The sequence below is a fragment of the Calothrix sp. 336/3 genome (genome assembly GCF_000734895.2).
Classification (GTDB): Bacteria; Cyanobacteriota; Cyanobacteriia; order Cyanobacteriales; family Nostocaceae; genus 336-3.
This window is the reverse complement of record NZ_CP011382.1, coordinates 1,793,787-1,811,192: the sequence shown is the minus strand read 5'-3', so window position 1 is coordinate 1,811,192 and position 17,406 is coordinate 1,793,787. Positions and strand designations below refer to the sequence as shown.

Genomic DNA, 17,406 nt, shown 5'->3' with positions numbered 1-17,406 from the left:
GTATTTAATTAACTTGGGATAGGTTAATCTATTCTGTTCCTTTTTTTCCTTTGTATATTCTTGCGGAACACCGTAAAACATTTTGTGCTTCCCTGCACCCTATTTTTGTATGTTGAATTATCTGACCTATCATAACTAATAATATGGATAAATAAATTATTTTTCTTGTTAATTATGATGGGTTATTTTACTATAATCTAATCCAAAAAGGGTAGTAAAAGATATGTTGTAGATATTCGCAGAAAAAGTATTTCTGTCTGACAATATCATGGGATTAGTCTCTATATAACTTAATTTTCCAGGTTATTGATAGCTCAATTTTCCAGAATAATGGATAAATTGTTAAATTGTCCCATTACAAGCATCTTAAAAAATTATCAGGGGATATATGACATCGAAATCATTACCATTAGTTGATTTAAAAGCTGATTTGAGGTCAGCGCCAAAAACAAGGGTACGTAGAGGATTACTGATTAAAATTCTGCGAGTATTGACTCTATTTTTCTTAGATACAGTTGCTATTGTTGCGGCTTGGAATTTAGCTGTATTGTATGGAACTCCCTTTGATGCTGCTTGGACAGAAAGACCTCAATTTATCATCCTAGTTATTGCGTTGGAATTAGGCGTAATGCTGGCGAGGGGACTCTACAAACCTGGTGGTGATAGGCGGAATTTCCTAGGGTTAATTAAGGCGCTTTCCCTTTCAGAAATTTTTCTTCTACTTATTACCTTCATTTATGAACCCCATAGCCATATATCACGTTCTACGTTCCTACTATTTTGGCTATTTTCTCTCTTGTTTGTATGCACTGGGCGATATATATTTGATGTCTCTACAAAGATAATTCGCAAAAGAGGAGCAATTTGCTATCCAGTTTGTTTGATTACAGATGATGTTAATCAAGATGTTCATCTGAGATTTCTTCAGAAAGAGAATTGCTATAAAGTACTGCACATAGATAATCCAAAATGTTTGGATAGAAGTAACCGAGAGCAAACTTTTGAATATCTACGTAGCCAGGGAATTGTTGAAGCTTTTGTTTCTTGGAGTGCTATCAAAAATCGTCTGTATGTTTGCTGGAATTTCCAAACCAATGGAATTAATTTACGCATCTTGCCACCGGAAAGTGAAATTAACTATCCGAAATCAATATTGGGAATGGCGGATGAAGTACATTGTATGGCGATTCCTGCACCAATAATTGCTGGTGGAGACTTTTGGGTAAAGCGGTGTTTTGACCTAGTTTGCGGATTAGTTTTACTATTCTTGTTATCACCTGTTTATGTGGCGATCGCCATCCTGATCAAACTAGATTCTCCGGGACCAGTATTTTTTCAACAAAATCGCGTTGGTTTACATTCCAAAAATTTTAAAATCTGGAAATTCCGCACTATGGTATCAAATGCGGAGAAGTTACAAGCATCCTTAGAAGCTAAAAATGAAATCAAAGATGGTGTACTTTTCAAATTAAAGGATGACCCCAGAATTACCAAAGTTGGTAAATTCCTCCGTCGGTATAGTCTAGATGAATTACCACAAATCTTTAATGTTTTATTAGGAGAAATGAGTCTGGTTGGTCCCCGTCCCCTACCCACACGAGATGTGGAAAGATTTGATTCCGCACATTTTATCCGTCAAGAAGTATTACCGGGAATTACGGGATTATGGCAAGTCTCTGGTCGCTCTAATATCGATAATTTTGAAGATGCTGTGAAATTAGATATCCAATATATTGAGAATTGGTCATTGTTGTTGGATATGAAAATTCTACTGAAGACTGTACAAGTTGTTTTGCATAAAACAGGTGCATATTAGACTTATTTATTGCATCACTCACACAAGCACAGACTTAATCTCTGTGTCTTTTGTTGCATCTCCCAATAAAAACTTGACAAATTAAAGAAAATAAGACGGCAAAAGTCGGATGATGAATAATAAATTGATTAACTCTTCCCCTTGACAGATAGGTGCTTTACACCTGTGGATGATGGAAAGTGAGGCAAAACCAGCGACAACTATAAGGGTAAGCACAAAATCCCTAGCGATCGCACTTCTGGAGAGTGACCAAAGAATTACGAATTCAGAATTACCGCGAATGTGGGGCTAGTTTTCTGCTGCCAAATATTTAGCTTATAGAGGAGTCACAAATGGTTTTGCAAAATATGAAGCGGGCAATTGGAGTTTTCCCCACTCGCAGCGATGCGGAATATGCACTCACAGAACTGCGGGATGCAGGTTTTGCCATGAATAAGGTATCTGTGATTGCTAAGGATGATAGAAGTGTTGCCGGATTAGAAACAACCCAAGATGTGGACAACAAAGCCGACGAAGGTGCGGTAACTGGTGCGGTAACTGGTGCAACCTTGGGTGGTTTAACTGGTTTGTTGGTGGGTTTAGGTACTTTAGCAATACCGGGTGTCGGACCAATTCTACTAGCTGGGGAAATTGCCACAGCTCTGGCAACAACTGCTGCTGGTGCGGCGATCGGTGCTGCTGCTGGGAGTTTGTTGGGTGCGTTAGTTGGTTTAGGTATTCCAGAGGAACGGGCAAAAATTTATAGCGATCGCGTTTCTCGTGGTGAGTACCTCGTAATTATCGAAGGTTTAACGGATGAAATTAACCGTGCAGAAATCATTCTGCGTCATCGCGGTATTCAGGAATTTGATATCTATGATGCACCTGAACTCCAAAACTCTAATTACTCCACCACTACCGATTCCCGATATGTCGCTGGAGATCGTCGAGACATCGGATTATAAACCCCCATACCATTTCACTACAACCGTGAAACCTATTCCAATGCTAAAAGCCTTGCCAAATCAGGATTTCTTCACTGCGTTCGGTCAGTTCCTCGCGTAACGAGGCAAGAAGCATTGCGAATTGGTATCAATCCTTACTCACTTCATTCAAGATAAACGTCATGAAAAGCATATTTCCTTTCCTCGTCAGTGGGGTTTTAGTCTTTGCTGCGGCAGGTTGTGAAACTCCTTCCCGCACTTCCACAGAAGCACCTAGCAATGTCAATGAAGAGGCAAAATCCCCTGCAAAGGAAGCAGCTCAAACTACCCAAAATGATGCCACTAGCGATACTCGTAAAAGACAGATAGAATCTGATATTCGCGCTCGTGAACAACGTAATAACACAACAGGTGGAGATACAGATAGAGATGACGCGGATTTGGAAAGCGAAGTCCGTGGTAAGTTAGAGGCAAATTTACCCGCAAGTAACCTCACCGTAGACTCAGAACAGGGTGCTGTTACTATCGCCGGGAATGTCCCCACCCAGGAGCAACTTAATAGAATCCCTTCCCTCGCTCAAGAAATCAAAGGTGTGAAAAGCGTTAAAGTTGATGTCAAGGTTGCCCCTGCGACAAAGCCTTCACAAAACAACTAAATACTCGGTATCAATTATTCTCATTCTTGAATGACTATTTGCTGGATTTCCTACCCTCGATATCCGCAAGTAGCCATTTTTATATGTATTTTTAAATCTGCCAATTGTTGGGACAGTCAGATTTATACCAAGCTGCGATCACAAATAGTACCCTGTCATTGCGGAAGCAATCTCACCAAAACTACTACGACAGAAGGCAACTTGGTATTAACATCTGTCAGATAGATAGGGTAGAGAAAACCGACTGTAACAAAATTTAACTTCAGTGATAATTTTCTGGGATTTTTAGACGAAATATATTTAAATCTGGTAACATCGATATCACCTTCTTTGAAGGTATGGTCTATGATGAAAATAGCTATCCAGCCCTAGGTAAAGCTCTCAGCTTAACTCATTACCTAGTTATCTAGGATGCTTTTTTTTGCAGCCATTTCACTTTTAATTTTTTTTAAATTCGCTTCTCAACACACAACACAAACCAATTTATCGCTTCAAGAACTTGATGCGGAGATAAAAATGAAAAAGCTAATTCCTTTTTTAATCAGTGGGATTTTAGTCGCTGGTACCTTTGGATGTAGCAGTGATTCTTCTAAAACTACTAGCGAAAGCACCACAGCACCCGTAAAAGAAGCTGCACAAAAGACTGAAACCGCAGTTAAAGAAACTGGTGATAAGGCTAAAACCGCAATAGATGATGCTGGGAAGAAAACAGAAACTGCCGCAAAAGGTGCGTTGAATAAAGTCAAAACTTCCTCTGATGGAGCTAAAACTATTGTTAAAAACAAACTAGCAAAAGCAATTCCTGGTAGTAAGTTAGATGTTGCGAAGAAAGATGGCATTTTAACTATTACTGGTACAGTTCCTACCAAGGAAGATTTAGCTAAGATTGAACCCATCGTTAAGGAATATAAATTCGAGGGAGTTAAGGGTGTGAAAGTAGAAGCTAAGTCTGAGAAATAGGATTTAGCTCAAGCTAGGGGATTACCGAACCAATTATTGCTTGGTTTGGTTGTCCCCAAAGTGAATTTGAACAAAGGATATTGCTGAATTACTCCAATCGGAAAAATCATCAAATATCCTGTAATTTTGCTACCATTTCCGCTCTTGCAGAAACTTGCAATTTACGAAACATTCTTTTTAATGCTTGTTTGACAGAATTTTGACTAATCCAGAGTTTTTCACCAATTTCTGCATTCGTTAAACCCTGGGCAACTAATTGGGCAATTTGCAATTCTCGTGGTGTGAGAGGAGAGACTAAATTCGCATTAGTGGTTTTAGTTTTTGCCCTGAGGGTAGCAATTTTAGTGGATAAATGCAGGCATAAAGCACTTAAATCAGCTAAATCGTTGGCATCAAAAGCTCGATTTCCGCTTTCCCTTGTGAGATTCAGTGTACCAACTAACCGCCCATCATAGATAATAGGACCACTCATCACATGGGCATGATCATCACGGGGACATATTTGTTGCCATTTTTCACTGGGTAAGACTAATTGCTCGTGGGTAGGAGCATGACGTTCCACGACATATTGCCCTACGGGGTTACTATTAATACATATGCCTGGAATCTGTGAATTGTTGTCACTAACGGCTTGTGGCTGTTCTAGTAAGTATATACCCCAGCGTTGCACGTCAAAATGTTCGCCTACTGTCTCCTCGACAGCCAAACGTAGTTGTTCCTCATCATCAGCAGAGGCGATCGCCATAAATACATTTTGGAGAGAGTTAACCATAAATGTACCCAGTTGGGGACTATGCCAGATTCACAATTACTTCTATCCTAGCTAATACAGCCAAAGTAAAAAACTAACATATATTTATTAGGGATAGGACAAATCCATGACAGTTACCCAAATCTCAGCACAGGAACTTTTCCGTTCAGCCTACGAAAACCGTTACACCTGGGATAAGAGCTTTCCTGGTTACACCGCAGACATTACCTATACCTACAATCAACAAGTATTCACAGGCAAAATTCACGTCAATCCCGACTTAAAAGGGGAAGTCTTGGAAGTCGCAGACGAAGAAGCTAAAAAAGCCATTCACAATCAACTCTGGGAAACCACCATCCACCGCATCCGTCGCACCTTTGAAGAAACCCACGGAGCAAACACCTTCAGTTACGGTGACACTGACGAAAATGGAGCAGTGGAAATTATCCTCGGTGGTAAGGGAGCAGGAGACAAGTACAAACTCAAGAATAACGAAGTTTGCTTAGTTCATCGTCATATTCATGGTGTAGTTGTGACAATTAATACTTTCAGCAGCCATGAAACAGGAGAAGGTTATCTTTCCCACCGCTACGACTCCGTTTACCACGACCCCCAAACCGGCGCTCAAAAAGGTGGTAAAAGTAATTTTGAGGACGAATACGAGAAAGTTGGTAACTACTTCATCCTCAAGCGTCGGGCAATCAGCACAGAAACTGAAGGGAAGACAGTTGATAGCGAATTTGTTTTTTCTAATATTCAATTATTAGGTTAATCACGGCAGTTGGTAATGGGTTTTCCATTACTAACTCCTGATACAAGGTATTAACCTGGAATTGTATAAGTAGGTCGGTGTGAAAATTTCAATGTATGTCATTGCGAATGAAACGTTCGCGTAGCGTGTCGCTTTGCGACTCAGTGAAATGAAGCAACCGCAACGGTTTTGTCAATTTTACATTCTGTTACATAGTTGGGTTTATTTTCATCGACTTACTTAATTGAAAAAGTTAGTTATCTGCAACTCAGAATTCCGATTCATTTCTGATGGCTTTTATTGCAGTCTATCGAGTTTATCCTTTGGGGGAAGTTCCTGCGGCAATCCACCATGTGGAACAGTGTCAAGTGCGGGGAAAATTCGCAATTACCGTTTTGTAGACTAAATACTTATGGTTCTCTGTGGCTATTCCTTAGTCATATCAAGCTTGAGGGCAAAGTTCTTGACCACTACTATCGGGGTCATTCTGGGGGCAAATTATCTGCGATCGCGAACGCAAATAGATAGACTTTTCACTTTCACTAACACCAATACTCATTCGATCTGATTCGGTATTATACGTTATTTTAAAGCTCCCCATTGCACCAGTAATATTTCCAAAGTCATAGGTATGCCAACAGTATAAACCCGTGCGATCGCATTCGTACAACACCAGCGTTTTAAAATATTCATCAAACCCGATACTAGAATAGGCGATATGATAAACTTTTCCCCAAGGTTGGATAGTCAAACTATCTGCCGGAACCGTGCTAGAAAATGCAGGGACTAAAGCAAAAATTATTAGGGGAATCAAAAGTGATCGCCAAGGAAAACGACGTGTTCCATACCATTTGGCAATTCCATAAAGAAAAATAACGATAACTATCCACACCAAAACGTGAAAACCGATGAGAAGAAATGCCGCAGGGATTGCCAGCAGTTGATTGACTGTTACCGCAAACCAATAGATACCTGGTAAAGAACCGCGCAGGAAAAAATTACTCAACCAATTTAACCCAGCTAACACCAATACAAACAACCAGATAAATTTCATACTTCTCATTTATTTATCTAGCAATCATCTCTCAATTAATAACACCCTAGTCTAGCCCCAGCACTATGATTAATCAACCCAATAAAGATGAGATATCGCAACAATTTGAGAAAATAAGGTGGTAAAAAAATAGGGGGCAGAGGTGAGAAATTTGGGGTTAGCTTCCCTACTCTTGCAACTGGTGGACGGAAGCTTCCCAATTTCTGCCATCAAAAGGTACGATTGTGAATTGAGACATTACATCCCCGTCTAAACACCGCAGATTCACGTCAATACAGTCGGGATGACTGCGGGGAATATAAAAGGAATGAATTCCACAAACGCTACAGAATTTGTGTTGAGCAACTTGAGTATTAAATTTGTAGGTGGCAATTTTATCTTCTCCCTGGAGGAGGGTAAATTTGTCACGACTAACAATTAAATGCAAAAATCCTTTTTTCTGACAAATTGAACAGTTGCAATCTGTGGCTTGGTGTTTGTCAACTACGACTTGAAAGCGCACACTTCCGCAATGACATCCCCCTTGGTAGGTGACGGATTCCGGTGTTTTTTCACTCATAGTACACTCCGAATAATAGTTGATATGATGTTAGTTGGAGCAAACCTCTGCAAGGATTTCTCTTTGATTGGTGCTGTGCAATAATTATCAAGGCAGAATTAACATAGAGTTCAAATGTAAAATTGAATAACCTGCAATTCTGATTGAGCTTGCAATGGTGCGTTATGCTCCGCGAACACGCTTTTGCACTTGATTTAATCCACATACTTAAGCTGATTTTAGCCAATTTTATGAGCATCATTGAAGGTAGATGTCCCTGATGTGGTAGATGAAGATAATCGGGACAAGGAAAATCAATGATTCATACCCAGGAAATAACTGATAACACTAGATGAATAGTCAAGAAGATTATGGTTGCAACCAAATGGCAAAGTAAGCATCCGGTAGGGTTACAGGTTTACTTTGTAATGGGTTGACTGTGACTAGGGGTTGAGTTTGGTTGGCATTTTGTGACATTCCCACTACAGCAACACCTTGACGTACAGCAATGCTACCGGGGGTAGTACCAGGGAAGGGTGTCCAAACTAATCTTTGCTTGAAGTCTGCACTGGTGACGAGGATATAGGTATCACCAGTATACGCTCCCACAGGTTGACCATTAATTCTTTGGGCATCACGATTGGCAATACAGCAAGCAGAAGTACCTGATAAATAAACTTGTCCTTTTTCGTCAGCAGTAATGGCTCTGGCTCTGATAGTATTACCTTTGTTACCTTTCTCGGCTGGGAGACGGGCAAGCAAAAATTGACTTCTTTCCAAGGTTCCCGTACTGGGGGTAAAGCGTCCGTACCAGATAATCCAGTTGGAGGAAGTATTGTAGGGGGTGTTGTATGCGTCAGTGGAAATCAGGCGATCGCCACCCAATTGTTGAGTAATATTTCCTGGATCCCTTTGGTAAATAGTATTACCACCAGAACTTTCCCCAGCAAAATATAATTTACCATCTCGCCCCATGGAAATACGTTGTCCCCTGGTATCTGCACACAAGCTTAAATCCCCTGCTTGGGTTTTATTCCAATTAAAACGTTGCCATTTCAATTGTCCACTGTAGTTATAACTGTTCAAGAAAGCAATCTGTAACTGAGAACATTTATAACCATCATCCTGTTTAAAACCAGTGGTAAATACGGAACCGCTTGCCCCATCGATCGCCACATCATTTTGCTGATTACCCCCGACTTTCCAGTTGGCGATCGCCTTACCAGTATTGTCATAGGTATAGACAAAACCCTCGCTTAAGGCTGCCACTGCCCCATCATTACCAATACTACAACGACTCACAGCCCGTCCAGCCACAGGTTGCTTTTGCCAGATAATTTGATTTGCCTGGGGATTTAAAACCGCAACCCCAAAGTCTCCACAAACAGCTATTTTGCCATCGTTACTAACTTCCAAATCGTTGATTGTTGAACCCAGACGAGTCACAGAAATTACCTGACTGCCACTAGTATTGAGTCGAATTACTGCCCCATCCCCACCAGCTAATAAATTAATTGGTGTCAGGTTTCCAGGGTTAAACCCTTTCCAAGTACCACCCAAAACGACGGTTTTATCTGGTGCAACATCCGTTGCTGTCACCCTATCTTCACCTGCACCACCCAGATATGTAGCAGTAGATACTTGTAGATTATTAGTAGGAACCGCCGCAGCCAGTAATTTTGTCTCAGCAATGCTACTTTGCAAACTATAGGGAATCAGAGGAAGGGTTGCTAGACAAGCAATTTGCCACCTCAAGATACGCACCATGCTTTTCATCGCTACTCCCAGAAATCACTGTTTGTCACAGTATCACCAGGAGGTACTGAGGTTGATTTTACTGTTGCCAATTTTCTAACTGACCCTTATCTGCTGATATGCTCAAGAAAGTCAGTGACCACCAATTCAGATGGGTAAACTGGGCAGATTCAAACTAGGTGCAGGTATAGGTATTGCATAATTAAATCAAACTCAAGAGGCAAATTATCAGATCAGGGGTGAGTTTGAAGTCACCCCAATCATCTTAAACCCTACCCGCAAACACCTTCTCTGCGGGTCCTGTCATATAAATTCGCTGATCAATTTCCGACCATTCGATATACAAAGGACCTCCGGGTAACTCCACGGTGGCAGCACGCTGACATTTTCCTGTCAACACACCTGCAACTAGGGATGCACAGGCTCCCGTACCACAGGCAAGGGTGATACCTGCTCCCCGCTCCCATACCCGCATTTTCACGTAGTCAGGGCGAACAACTTCGATAAACTCCGTGTTGGTGCGTTGGGGAAAGACGGAATGATGTTCAAATTGTGGTCCAATATTTTCCAGGGAAATAGCAGCGACATCATCCACAAAGGTTATACAGTGAGGATTACCCATACTGACACAGGTAACTTGCCAAGTATTTCCCGCAACTTCCAAAGTTTGATTAATTACCTTTTCTGCCTCCGGTGTAAGGGTGGTGGGAATTTCCCCTGCAAGGAGTCGGGGGACACCCATATCAACTTTTACCTGTCCATCGCCCATGAGTTGGGGTGTGATAACTCCTGCGAGGGTATGGATGCGATAGGTATCACTGGTGCGATTATCCCCTTCTAACTCGGCAATAAAGGCAGCTAGACATCGGATACCATTACCACACATTTCCGGTTCCGAACCGTCGGAGTTAAAAATTCGCATGGTGTAGTCCGTACCATTTTCCCCTGGCAGAGCAAAAATTACACCATCAGCACCGATACCAAAGTGGCGATCGCACAGTTGAATTGCTTGCTCTGGAGTGACTATGGGAGTTGAGCTTGAGCGATTATCAATCAAGATAAAGTCATTACCCAAACCGTGATACTTAGTAAATTCGATTGCCATTTTTTCCGGAGATGAACTATATTTGTGTTTTCTGTAACGCCTTCATCAGACTATTGACCAAATTTTAGATTGAAAAGATAAAATCTCAGCAAAATCTAAAATTTGGTGAGACTGCTCGACCGTTAGACTAATTCCACATTCTAAATGCCAATTATTTGACTATGATTACAGAATTTGATACATCCTTACCTAGCATTCGCCAAGTGCAAAGCTTAATCAAAGAAGCTGCACCTGTAGAATTGAAACTACTGACCGGTGATATGATTACTGGTAGAATCCTTTGGCAAGACCATAATTGCCTGTCCATTATTGATGAAAATAGTCAACAGACGACGATTTGGAAACAGGCGATCGCTCTGATGAAACCAAAGGCTTAAAATAATTCGTAATGCCTCCTGCGGAGGAGCTTCGCTAACGTAATGCCTCCTGCGGAGGAGCTAAGTCGCAGAGCGACACGCTACGCGTTTACGTAGTATAGCGAAGCTAACGCTAACGTAATTACGTTTTGTGGCGGGGATTTCAACCCCCAAAGTTGTTTAAGTCTATTAATGAGAAAGAATTGGGGGATTTTCCCCAAAACCGGAATAGAGGATGCAAATATCCCTCAAACCTGACTCCACAATCGGATAAACATCGGGCGTTGTATTGACATTGATTTGTCAGAAAAAAAAGAGCATACTTTGTATACTCTTGGTGAAATATAGCGTTTCCCCATCAGATGAAATACAGCCCCACCCGCCCTATCGGGCACCTTCCCCGAAATTGGGGAGGGCTGGGGAGGGGTTCTTCTGTACCTCACTAGAATGAGAAACGCTATATCAGTTTTTGTCCATTACTTACTGAGCTTCTAAAACACCCACCGGACAAGCAACATTTGTGCCACCTAAACCACAATATCCCCCAGGGTTTTTTGCTAAGTACTGCTGATGGTAATCCTCAGCATAATAAAACTCTGGAGCATCGATAATTTCTGTGGTGATTTTACCTAATCCAGCTGCGCTTAAAGCTTCTTGGTAAGCGTTGCAAGATGCTTCAGCTAATCGCTTTTGATCATCAGTGTAAGTGTAGATACCAGAACGATACTGTGTACCAACATCATTTCCTTGACGCATTCCTTGGGTGGGATTGTGGTTTTCCCAGAAGAGTTTGAGAATTTGAGTGTAACTAATCACCTTGGGGTCAAAGACTACAAACACCACTTCATTATGCCCCGTCATCCCGCTACATACTTCTTTGTAGGTAGGATTAGGTGTATAACCTGCGGCATAACCCACGGCAGTGGTAAATACACCCTCTTTCTGCCAAAACTTACGTTCTGCCCCCCAGAAACAACCCATACCAAACATCGCCATTTCCATACCATCGGGAAAAGGGGGTTTCAGAGGATTGCCATTGACAAAGTGCTTGGCAGGTACTGGCATTGCTTGCGCTCTTCCAGGTAAAGCTTCCTCTGGCTTGGGCAAACTTGGTTTTTTACCGAATCCGAATAGCACCATAAGTCCTAACTCTAGTATTTGTGAAAGAATGCTTTACTTTACTTAATATTGTAAAGAGGATTGGCGAGAAAAGGTTCCATATCTATTTATGTCTGTGATTACTGAGAAGAGGCTGAAACTGAGATAAATATTTCCTGCTGCGGAGAGAGTGACTTAATAAGAAAAGTTCGATGGCTATCAAAATAGATACATTCACGTTCCATTTTATCTGTCTTCGTGTACGCCGCTCATGATAGCTGTTTATAAAGTAAATCTTTAAAAGCTTCAAGGACGCAATATAATAAAATTCGAGCCATATACAGTTGTAAATTTTCGCTTATTGGGTATAGGTGTGTAGTTAAAAATTGGCTTGTAGTGATTAATAGCTTGCTTTTCCAACTTTCTGAGAGTCCCTATTACGTCTGAGCCTTTAGGTAAAAAATCTTCTGTTATTAATCGATAGCATATCACAGCATTTTTAATATTTTCAAACTGTCTTTGGCGATGATGGTTTATGTGACGACTTTTCAAATTACGTGAAAACCCAACATACATCACAGGAGAGTCACTATTACCTACATAATAAATACCAGGTTCCGCTGGTAGTTCCTTACGTTGAATGTAGGGTAAACTTGGCATTTCTTTATAATTGAGATTCAATTTCACAGTTTTCTATTTCTTCCTAGGAATAAACAATTTGACCGCTAAGTTAGTTTGCCCATAATGTATACTTAAAACTCTACTGATAAAGTTCCCAAATGATTGGGCTTTACACCATTAGTTCGGAGAGATAGAGGTTAAGTAAAGATAAGGGTTAGGGGTCAAATGAACATCATGCAGAAAGTTCAAATTAAAGGTCTTTATGCACAAGTCATCACATTCTTTTGCAAAAAATTCTTAATTATAGCTATATCAAGGAAGTTAGGACGTACACTCTAAATATTTTCCAGATGCTTATACCTATATGCCCTAATCAAAATGACTACAACTATATCTATGACTCGCCACTGGCAATTTTATCCACCAGTTCCATCGGACAACGTAAATATTTGTAAGTGAGTGCGTATTTTGACCCATTTATCTTGAAGTATTTCCCGAAGTAATATATTTTGATTTTTTATTGATAATTCTCTATGCGCGTTCTCTTTTTACATAATAATTTTCCTGCCCAATATCGAAATTTGGCGTTAGCTTTAGCCAAAAATCCCAAAAATCAAGTTGTCTTTGGGACAAAAAACAAAGAAACGAATTTGCCAGGAATCAAAAAAGTTTTTTACGAAGCAGCAAGAAATCCCCATCCTACCACCCATCATTATGTCCAACCTTTAGAAAGTGCAGTTTTGCATGGTCAAGCAGTATATAAAATGCTGGAACAATTAAAATCCCAGGGTTTTATTCCCGATATCGTTTGTGGACATTCCGGTTGGGGTCCGACTTTATTTGTCAAAGATGCTTTACCGCAAACACCAGTTCTGACTTATTTTGAATGGTTCTATAATTCCCAGGGTGCAGATGTGGGTTTTGACCCCAAGGAAGCAGTCACAGCAGATGATGCAGCCAGAATTCGAGTTAGCAATGCTTCGATTTTGACAGATTTATATAGCTGCGATCGCGGTTTATCTCCCACCCAATGGCAAAAGTCACAGTTTCCCAAGGAATTCCATGACAAAATCAGCGTCATTCATGATGGTGTTGATACAGAATACTTCCAACCCCAACCCGGAGCAAAGTTAGTCTTACCCGAATTAGATTTATCTGGTGTCGAGGAAATTGTCACCTACGTGGGAAGGGGAATGGAACCCTATCGTGGTTTTCCTCAGTTCATCGAATCGATTGCTTATATTCAAGAACGTAGACCAAATTGTCATGTAGTTATCGTTGGTTCTGACAGAATTTGCTATGGTAAATCTTTACCAAAGGGTCAAACTTATAAGGAATTAATGTTAGCAAAAGTACCCCTAGATATGTCACGGGTTCACTTCACAGGTTCCCTACCTTACAAACAATATCTCCAGGTAATTCAAGCATCCTCTGTACATATTTATTTGACCGTTCCCTTTGTGCTTTCCTGGTCAATGATCGAGGCAATGTCTACAGGTTGCTTGGTATTAGGTTCTAATACTGCACCAGTGACGGAAGTAATCGAAGATGGCAAAAATGGATTACTAGTAGATTTTTTCTCACCCCAAGAAATTGCCAACCGTGTAGATGAGGTTTTTAATCATCCTGAAATTATGAAAGAAATTCGAGCTAACGCACGACAAACTGTCTTAGAAAAATACGCTTTGGCTAATTTATTACCTAAACATATAGAATTATTAACAGAGACAATTAATCGATTTAAATAAAATATCTGTAATTACCTTTCCCTTAACTATGGGATGGAGAGTTCATTCCTGTATATTTTTTGGCTAATTTTACGACCAATTTTCTAAACTTAACCCATCTACTCTTGACAAATCAGAATCATTAGAAACTAAAACTAAACCGCGTGCGATCGCCGTTGCAGCTATCAACACATCAGCATCTTGTATCGGTGTACCTCTGGTTTTTAAATCAGCATGAATTTTACAAGCTTCCTCTATAATATCTATATTATCTAGAAATAAAACTTCATAGTCGGTACAAAACTGGTGGAAATTAGCTAATTGTCTAGTTGCATTTACAGCTAATAAGCCTCGCTTGACTTCATAATATGTAATACAACTGAGGAACACTTGATTTCCACTTCTAGTTACCTCTCTTAACTTATTATCTACAATCACATTTTTTCTTAAAATGTAACTGAAAATATTTGTATCCAACAAATAATCCACTTGCTTACTTTCCTTCTACAGCTTCATCAAATATCCTTAATTGTTCCGGTGTTAAGTCATTTAAAGTACCTGAAACTGCCTCTAAAGTCAATAACTTCTGAATTCTTCGCGTTAATTCATGTTCGGAAATAGCTCTAAAATCTTCCGGCGATAGTCCGCCAAAAAGATTGACTAAATCTTCAATTCTTTCTTGTTTTTTCAAGTTTACTGTATAAAAGCTACTGCCTTTAAACAATTTCTCAACGATTGGCGAAATCCGGTCTGTGAGTTCTTGAGTATAGTTAGATACTTCTTGCATAAAGATATCCTTAATTTTGCTATAGGGATTATTTATCTATTTTAGACCAAGGTTGAGATTGCGCGATCGCCTTTAAATAGTATCAGGTTTGAAGTTAGCAGTCGATGGATTTATTTTAAACCTTGCAAGGGGAAAGATATCAGTTCTAGAACGACTATATATATATTTAAGCTATAAAATTAAAAATAAAAAGTATGAATATTGAGCAATATCAGTCATTTGTATATAGTTTTTAGTAACGCTTTTGCGAAAATAATCTTGATTTTTTAGAGAAAATTAATAACTACAAAATCGATTAGATAGATGGCAAATTCTTGTTAACATGGGAAAATTACAGCATCGTTGGGAGTAAGCCACTATGACTGTTACTAATGCCAAGTGGACAATTGACGAGTATCACCAAATGATTGACGCTGGGATTTTGCGCGATCGCCAAGTTGAATTACTCAAGGGGGAAATTGTCGAAATGTCACCAGAAGGAGAACCCCATGCTTATTGTAGCGATGAAGCAGGGGAGTATTTAGCAAATTTATTGGGCGATATGGCTAAAATACGCCAAGCTAAACCGATTACTTTGCCAAACGATTCCGAACCCGAACCAGATATTGCTATTGTCCAACGTTTGGGGCGTGAATATCGAGAGCATCACCCCTATCCCGAAAATATTTTTTGGCTAATTGAGTATGCTAATACGAGTTTAGAAAAAGATTTAGAGATAAAAAGCAAAATTTACGCCCAAGCAGGTATTCCAGAATATTGGGTTGTGAATCTCAAAAAATTACATTTGATAGTATTTAGAGAACCTTTAGATGGGGAATATGGGACAAAATTTACCCTAACTTCGGGAACAATTCAGCCCCTGGCATTTCCAGATATGATTGTGGAAGTAGAGCAAATTATTAATAGCTGATATGATTGAGGGCTTGAGATTTTAGAGATAGAAAAACAGCTTGCCTTTAATTTTAAATTTTGTTGGAATTTTGCATACTTCAACAAGTGAAACAGTGAGCACTTCGACGTAGCTCAGTGTAAAATTTATCGAACTGCTCAGTACAAGTTTTGCATTTTGATTACTGTACTTTCTGCTACGCTCATATTAATGGCGATGCTCCGAAATCGCATTCAATTATCATTACCCATTCCCCGTGCTAACAATGCACTACCATAGGCAGCTTCTGTGTGCAAAGGACGTACCATCGGAACTTGTAAATAATTTTGGCGAATTTGTGTCCAAGTGTCATTTGCCGCACCTCCACCAGCCGTATAAACACGAATCAGCTGATCTGCACCTAGTTGCTGTAATAGTTCGTATCCCTGGGCTTCAATCCGCGCCATACTTGCTAATAAACCGTGTAAAAATTCTCTGTCACTATCTGGGCGAGGTGTGAGACGGGGTGGTAAGTTAGGGTCATTGATGGGGAAGCGATCGCCAGGTTTTAACAGGGGGTAGTAATCTAGGGTAGTACCTAGGGTAGGATTAATTTCTTGGCTGAGTCTGGCTAATTCGGCGGGGGTAAAAAATTGTTTGAGTACAGCACCTCCGGTATTTGATGCACCTCCAGCTAACCAGAGATTTTCTGTCCCCAAGGTAGGAAATCTGTGACTATAAATTCCATACCTAGCATCTTCCACAGGGGTGCGACTGAGTAATTTTAACGCTAGGGTGGAACCGAGGGATGTTACCGCTTCTCCAGGGGATTTTGCCCCACTCGCAAGGAAAGCAGCGATACTGTCTGTAGTTCCAGCACAAACGTAGCATTGGGGTGAAAAACCGTATTGTTGCCTGATTTCTGGACGTAATTCCCCGATAGGTTGCCCTGGGGTGTAAATCTGCGGTAACTGGATAGAAATATGTTGATTTTCTAAGCATCTTTCTAACCATTGGGGATATTGTAATGCTGCTACGTCATAACCAAGCTTCAGGGCGTTATGGTAGTCACTGATACCTATTTTCCCATGAAGTTGAAAGGCTAACCAATCGGCTTGATGGAGAAAGTATCGAGCTTGGGCAAAATTTTCCTGGTGAGACATCCATAGTAATTTTACTAAGCTAGATGTAGCGCTGAGTACAGTGTGATGGGCTGGGGCAAAATGTTCTAAGCTTTTGAGCATTACTGCTCCCTGGGCATCGTTATACATCATCACGGGCTGCACTGGTTGTCCTTTGTCGTCACAAACAAGAACGGTGGAGGATGTCCCATTGATGGCGATCGCCTGAATTTTCCGTCTCAGCACGCCAGGAATTTGCTCTAACAGGGAAAATAAAGCCTTTGCCCAGTAATCTGCTTTCAGGGAGTCATCCCCAAAGGGACAACGTACCTCTGCTTGAATTTCCCCATCTCGATCAATTAATATTCCCCGCGCACCGGAAGTACCAAAATCTATCCCCAAATAAAAATTCATTTTTTAATCAATATCTGTAAATTTTTCTTGACATTTAATAATATTTCCGAAAATTTTACCCGTTGACCATGGGCAATGACTACTTTTTGTAACAACCTATTCCCC

General features: G+C 40.4%; 18 protein-coding genes. 8 read left to right on the top strand and 10 right to left on the bottom strand.

Features of this window, described 5'->3' with window-relative positions:
* The first annotated feature begins 388 nt into the window (after positions 1 to 388).
* From IJ00_RS07275 to IJ00_RS07260, 4 genes are all read left to right on the top strand, one after another.
* Positions 389 to 1,816, top strand: a complete 1,428-nt coding sequence (locus IJ00_RS07275; protein ID WP_035151497.1) for a sugar transferase — start codon at positions 389 to 391, stop codon at positions 1,814 to 1,816.
* 332 nt (positions 1,817 to 2,148) lie between these two features.
* Positions 2,149 to 2,760: a general stress protein gene (locus IJ00_RS07270; protein ID WP_046814744.1), complete on the top strand. Its 612-nt coding sequence runs from the start codon at positions 2,149 to 2,151 to the stop codon at positions 2,758 to 2,760.
* Between the two features lie 161 nt (positions 2,761 to 2,921).
* Positions 2,922 to 3,395, top strand: a complete 474-nt coding sequence (locus tag IJ00_RS07265) for a BON domain-containing protein (RefSeq protein WP_035151495.1) — start codon at positions 2,922 to 2,924, stop codon at positions 3,393 to 3,395.
* A 411-nt stretch (positions 3,396 to 3,806) separates the two neighbouring features.
* Positions 3,807 to 4,355, top strand: coding sequence for a BON domain-containing protein (locus IJ00_RS07260; RefSeq protein WP_339366890.1), 549 nt, complete (start codon positions 3,807 to 3,809; stop codon positions 4,353 to 4,355).
* Positions 4,356 to 4,464: 109 nt separating this feature from the next.
* Here IJ00_RS07260 and IJ00_RS07255 read toward each other — a convergent pair whose 3' ends face one another.
* Positions 4,465 to 5,127: a LuxR C-terminal-related transcriptional regulator gene (locus IJ00_RS07255; protein ID WP_035151492.1), complete on the bottom strand. Its 663-nt coding sequence runs from the start codon at positions 5,125 to 5,127 to the stop codon at positions 4,465 to 4,467.
* A 106-nt stretch (positions 5,128 to 5,233) separates the two neighbouring features.
* Between IJ00_RS07255 and IJ00_RS07250 the strand changes: the two genes are divergently transcribed.
* On the top strand, positions 5,234 to 5,878 hold the full coding sequence (locus IJ00_RS07250) for a DUF3386 domain-containing protein (RefSeq protein WP_035151487.1): 645 nt from the start codon (positions 5,234 to 5,236) through the stop codon (positions 5,876 to 5,878).
* 421 nt (positions 5,879 to 6,299) lie between these two features.
* Here the strand turns inward: IJ00_RS07250 and IJ00_RS07245 are convergent, their stop codons facing one another.
* The 4 genes from IJ00_RS07245 to dapF all read right to left on the bottom strand — a co-directional run bounded on the left by IJ00_RS07245 (position 6,300) and on the right by dapF (position 10,309).
* On the bottom strand, positions 6,300 to 6,911 hold the full coding sequence (locus tag IJ00_RS07245) for a hypothetical protein (protein ID WP_035151485.1): 612 nt from the start codon (positions 6,909 to 6,911) through the stop codon (positions 6,300 to 6,302).
* 166 nt (positions 6,912 to 7,077) lie between these two features.
* Complete coding sequence (locus IJ00_RS07240; protein WP_035151482.1) at positions 7,078 to 7,470, bottom strand: GFA family protein; 393 nt, start codon at positions 7,468 to 7,470, stop codon at positions 7,078 to 7,080.
* A gap of 348 nt (positions 7,471 to 7,818) precedes the next feature.
* Positions 7,819 to 9,225 carry a hypothetical protein gene (locus IJ00_RS07235; protein ID WP_144415999.1) on the bottom strand — a complete coding sequence of 469 codons (1,407 nt, stop codon included), beginning with the start codon at positions 9,223 to 9,225 and terminating at the stop codon, positions 7,819 to 7,821.
* A gap of 244 nt (positions 9,226 to 9,469) precedes the next feature.
* Entirely contained in the window at positions 9,470 to 10,309 is an 840-nt protein-coding gene (gene dapF / locus IJ00_RS07230; protein ID WP_035151477.1) for a diaminopimelate epimerase, read from the bottom strand.
* A gap of 161 nt (positions 10,310 to 10,470) precedes the next feature.
* Here dapF and IJ00_RS07225 point away from each other — a divergent pair, with 161 nt between their 5' ends.
* Positions 10,471 to 10,686, top strand: a complete 216-nt coding sequence (locus tag IJ00_RS07225; protein WP_035151475.1) for an RNA chaperone Hfq — start codon at positions 10,471 to 10,473, stop codon at positions 10,684 to 10,686.
* A 459-nt stretch (positions 10,687 to 11,145) separates the two neighbouring features.
* Here IJ00_RS07225 and msrA read toward each other — a convergent pair whose 3' ends face one another.
* Positions 11,146 to 11,805: a peptide-methionine (S)-S-oxide reductase MsrA gene (msrA, locus tag IJ00_RS07220; protein WP_035151470.1), complete on the bottom strand. Its 660-nt coding sequence runs from the start codon at positions 11,803 to 11,805 to the stop codon at positions 11,146 to 11,148.
* 264 nt (positions 11,806 to 12,069) lie between these two features.
* Positions 12,070 to 12,450: a GIY-YIG nuclease family protein gene (locus tag IJ00_RS07215; RefSeq protein WP_035151467.1), complete on the bottom strand. Its 381-nt coding sequence runs from the start codon at positions 12,448 to 12,450 to the stop codon at positions 12,070 to 12,072.
* 467 nt (positions 12,451 to 12,917) lie between these two features.
* Between IJ00_RS07215 and IJ00_RS07210 the strand changes: the two genes are divergently transcribed.
* Entirely contained in the window at positions 12,918 to 14,132 is a 1,215-nt protein-coding gene (locus IJ00_RS07210) for a glycosyltransferase family 4 protein (RefSeq protein ID WP_035151464.1), read from the top strand.
* Positions 14,133 to 14,201: 69 nt separating this feature from the next.
* On the opposite strand, the gene IJ00_RS07205 is transcribed toward IJ00_RS07210, so the two are convergent.
* Both IJ00_RS07205 and IJ00_RS07200 read right to left on the bottom strand, forming a co-directional pair.
* On the bottom strand, positions 14,202 to 14,600 hold the full coding sequence (locus tag IJ00_RS07205; RefSeq protein ID WP_035151461.1) for a type II toxin-antitoxin system VapC family toxin: 399 nt from the start codon (positions 14,598 to 14,600) through the stop codon (positions 14,202 to 14,204).
* 4 nt (positions 14,601 to 14,604) lie between these two features.
* Positions 14,605 to 14,898, bottom strand: coding sequence for a hypothetical protein (locus tag IJ00_RS07200; protein ID WP_035151459.1), 294 nt, complete (start codon positions 14,896 to 14,898; stop codon positions 14,605 to 14,607).
* Between the two features lie 358 nt (positions 14,899 to 15,256).
* Here IJ00_RS07200 and IJ00_RS07195 point away from each other — a divergent pair, with 358 nt between their 5' ends.
* Positions 15,257 to 15,808, top strand: coding sequence for a Uma2 family endonuclease (locus IJ00_RS07195; protein ID WP_035151456.1), 552 nt, complete (start codon positions 15,257 to 15,259; stop codon positions 15,806 to 15,808).
* A gap of 212 nt (positions 15,809 to 16,020) precedes the next feature.
* On the opposite strand, the gene IJ00_RS07190 is transcribed toward IJ00_RS07195, so the two are convergent.
* Entirely contained in the window at positions 16,021 to 17,301 is a 1,281-nt protein-coding gene (locus IJ00_RS07190) for an FGGY-family carbohydrate kinase (protein WP_035151453.1), read from the bottom strand.
* Positions 17,302 to 17,406: the final 105 nt, after the last annotated feature.

Coding starts and splice junctions, on each gene's coding strand:
- IJ00_RS07275 (WP_035151497.1), top strand. CDS start 389: ATGACATCGAAATCATTACCATTAGTTGATTTAAAAGCTGATTTGAGG.
- IJ00_RS07270 (WP_046814744.1), top strand. CDS start 2,149: ATGGTTTTGCAAAATATGAAGCGGGCAATTGGAGTTTTCCCCACTCGC.
- IJ00_RS07265 (WP_035151495.1), top strand. CDS start 2,922: ATGAAAAGCATATTTCCTTTCCTCGTCAGTGGGGTTTTAGTCTTTGCT.
- IJ00_RS07260 (WP_339366890.1), top strand. CDS start 3,807: ATGCTTTTTTTTGCAGCCATTTCACTTTTAATTTTTTTTAAATTCGCT.
- IJ00_RS07255 (WP_035151492.1), bottom strand. CDS start 5,127: ATGGTTAACTCTCTCCAAAATGTATTTATGGCGATCGCCTCTGCTGAT.
- IJ00_RS07250 (WP_035151487.1), top strand. CDS start 5,234: ATGACAGTTACCCAAATCTCAGCACAGGAACTTTTCCGTTCAGCCTAC.
- IJ00_RS07245 (WP_035151485.1), bottom strand. CDS start 6,911: ATGAAATTTATCTGGTTGTTTGTATTGGTGTTAGCTGGGTTAAATTGG.
- IJ00_RS07240 (WP_035151482.1), bottom strand. CDS start 7,470: ATGAGTGAAAAAACACCGGAATCCGTCACCTACCAAGGGGGATGTCAT.
- IJ00_RS07235 (WP_144415999.1), bottom strand. CDS start 9,225: ATGAAAAGCATGGTGCGTATCTTGAGGTGGCAAATTGCTTGTCTAGCA.
- dapF (WP_035151477.1), bottom strand. CDS start 10,309: ATGGCAATCGAATTTACTAAGTATCACGGTTTGGGTAATGACTTTATC.
- IJ00_RS07225 (WP_035151475.1), top strand. CDS start 10,471: ATGATTACAGAATTTGATACATCCTTACCTAGCATTCGCCAAGTGCAA.
- msrA (WP_035151470.1), bottom strand. CDS start 11,805: ATGGTGCTATTCGGATTCGGTAAAAAACCAAGTTTGCCCAAGCCAGAG.
- IJ00_RS07210 (WP_035151464.1), top strand. CDS start 12,918: ATGCGCGTTCTCTTTTTACATAATAATTTTCCTGCCCAATATCGAAAT.
- IJ00_RS07200 (WP_035151459.1), bottom strand. CDS start 14,898: ATGCAAGAAGTATCTAACTATACTCAAGAACTCACAGACCGGATTTCG.
- IJ00_RS07195 (WP_035151456.1), top strand. CDS start 15,257: ATGACTGTTACTAATGCCAAGTGGACAATTGACGAGTATCACCAAATG.
- IJ00_RS07190 (WP_035151453.1), bottom strand. CDS start 17,301: ATGAATTTTTATTTGGGGATAGATTTTGGTACTTCCGGTGCGCGGGGA.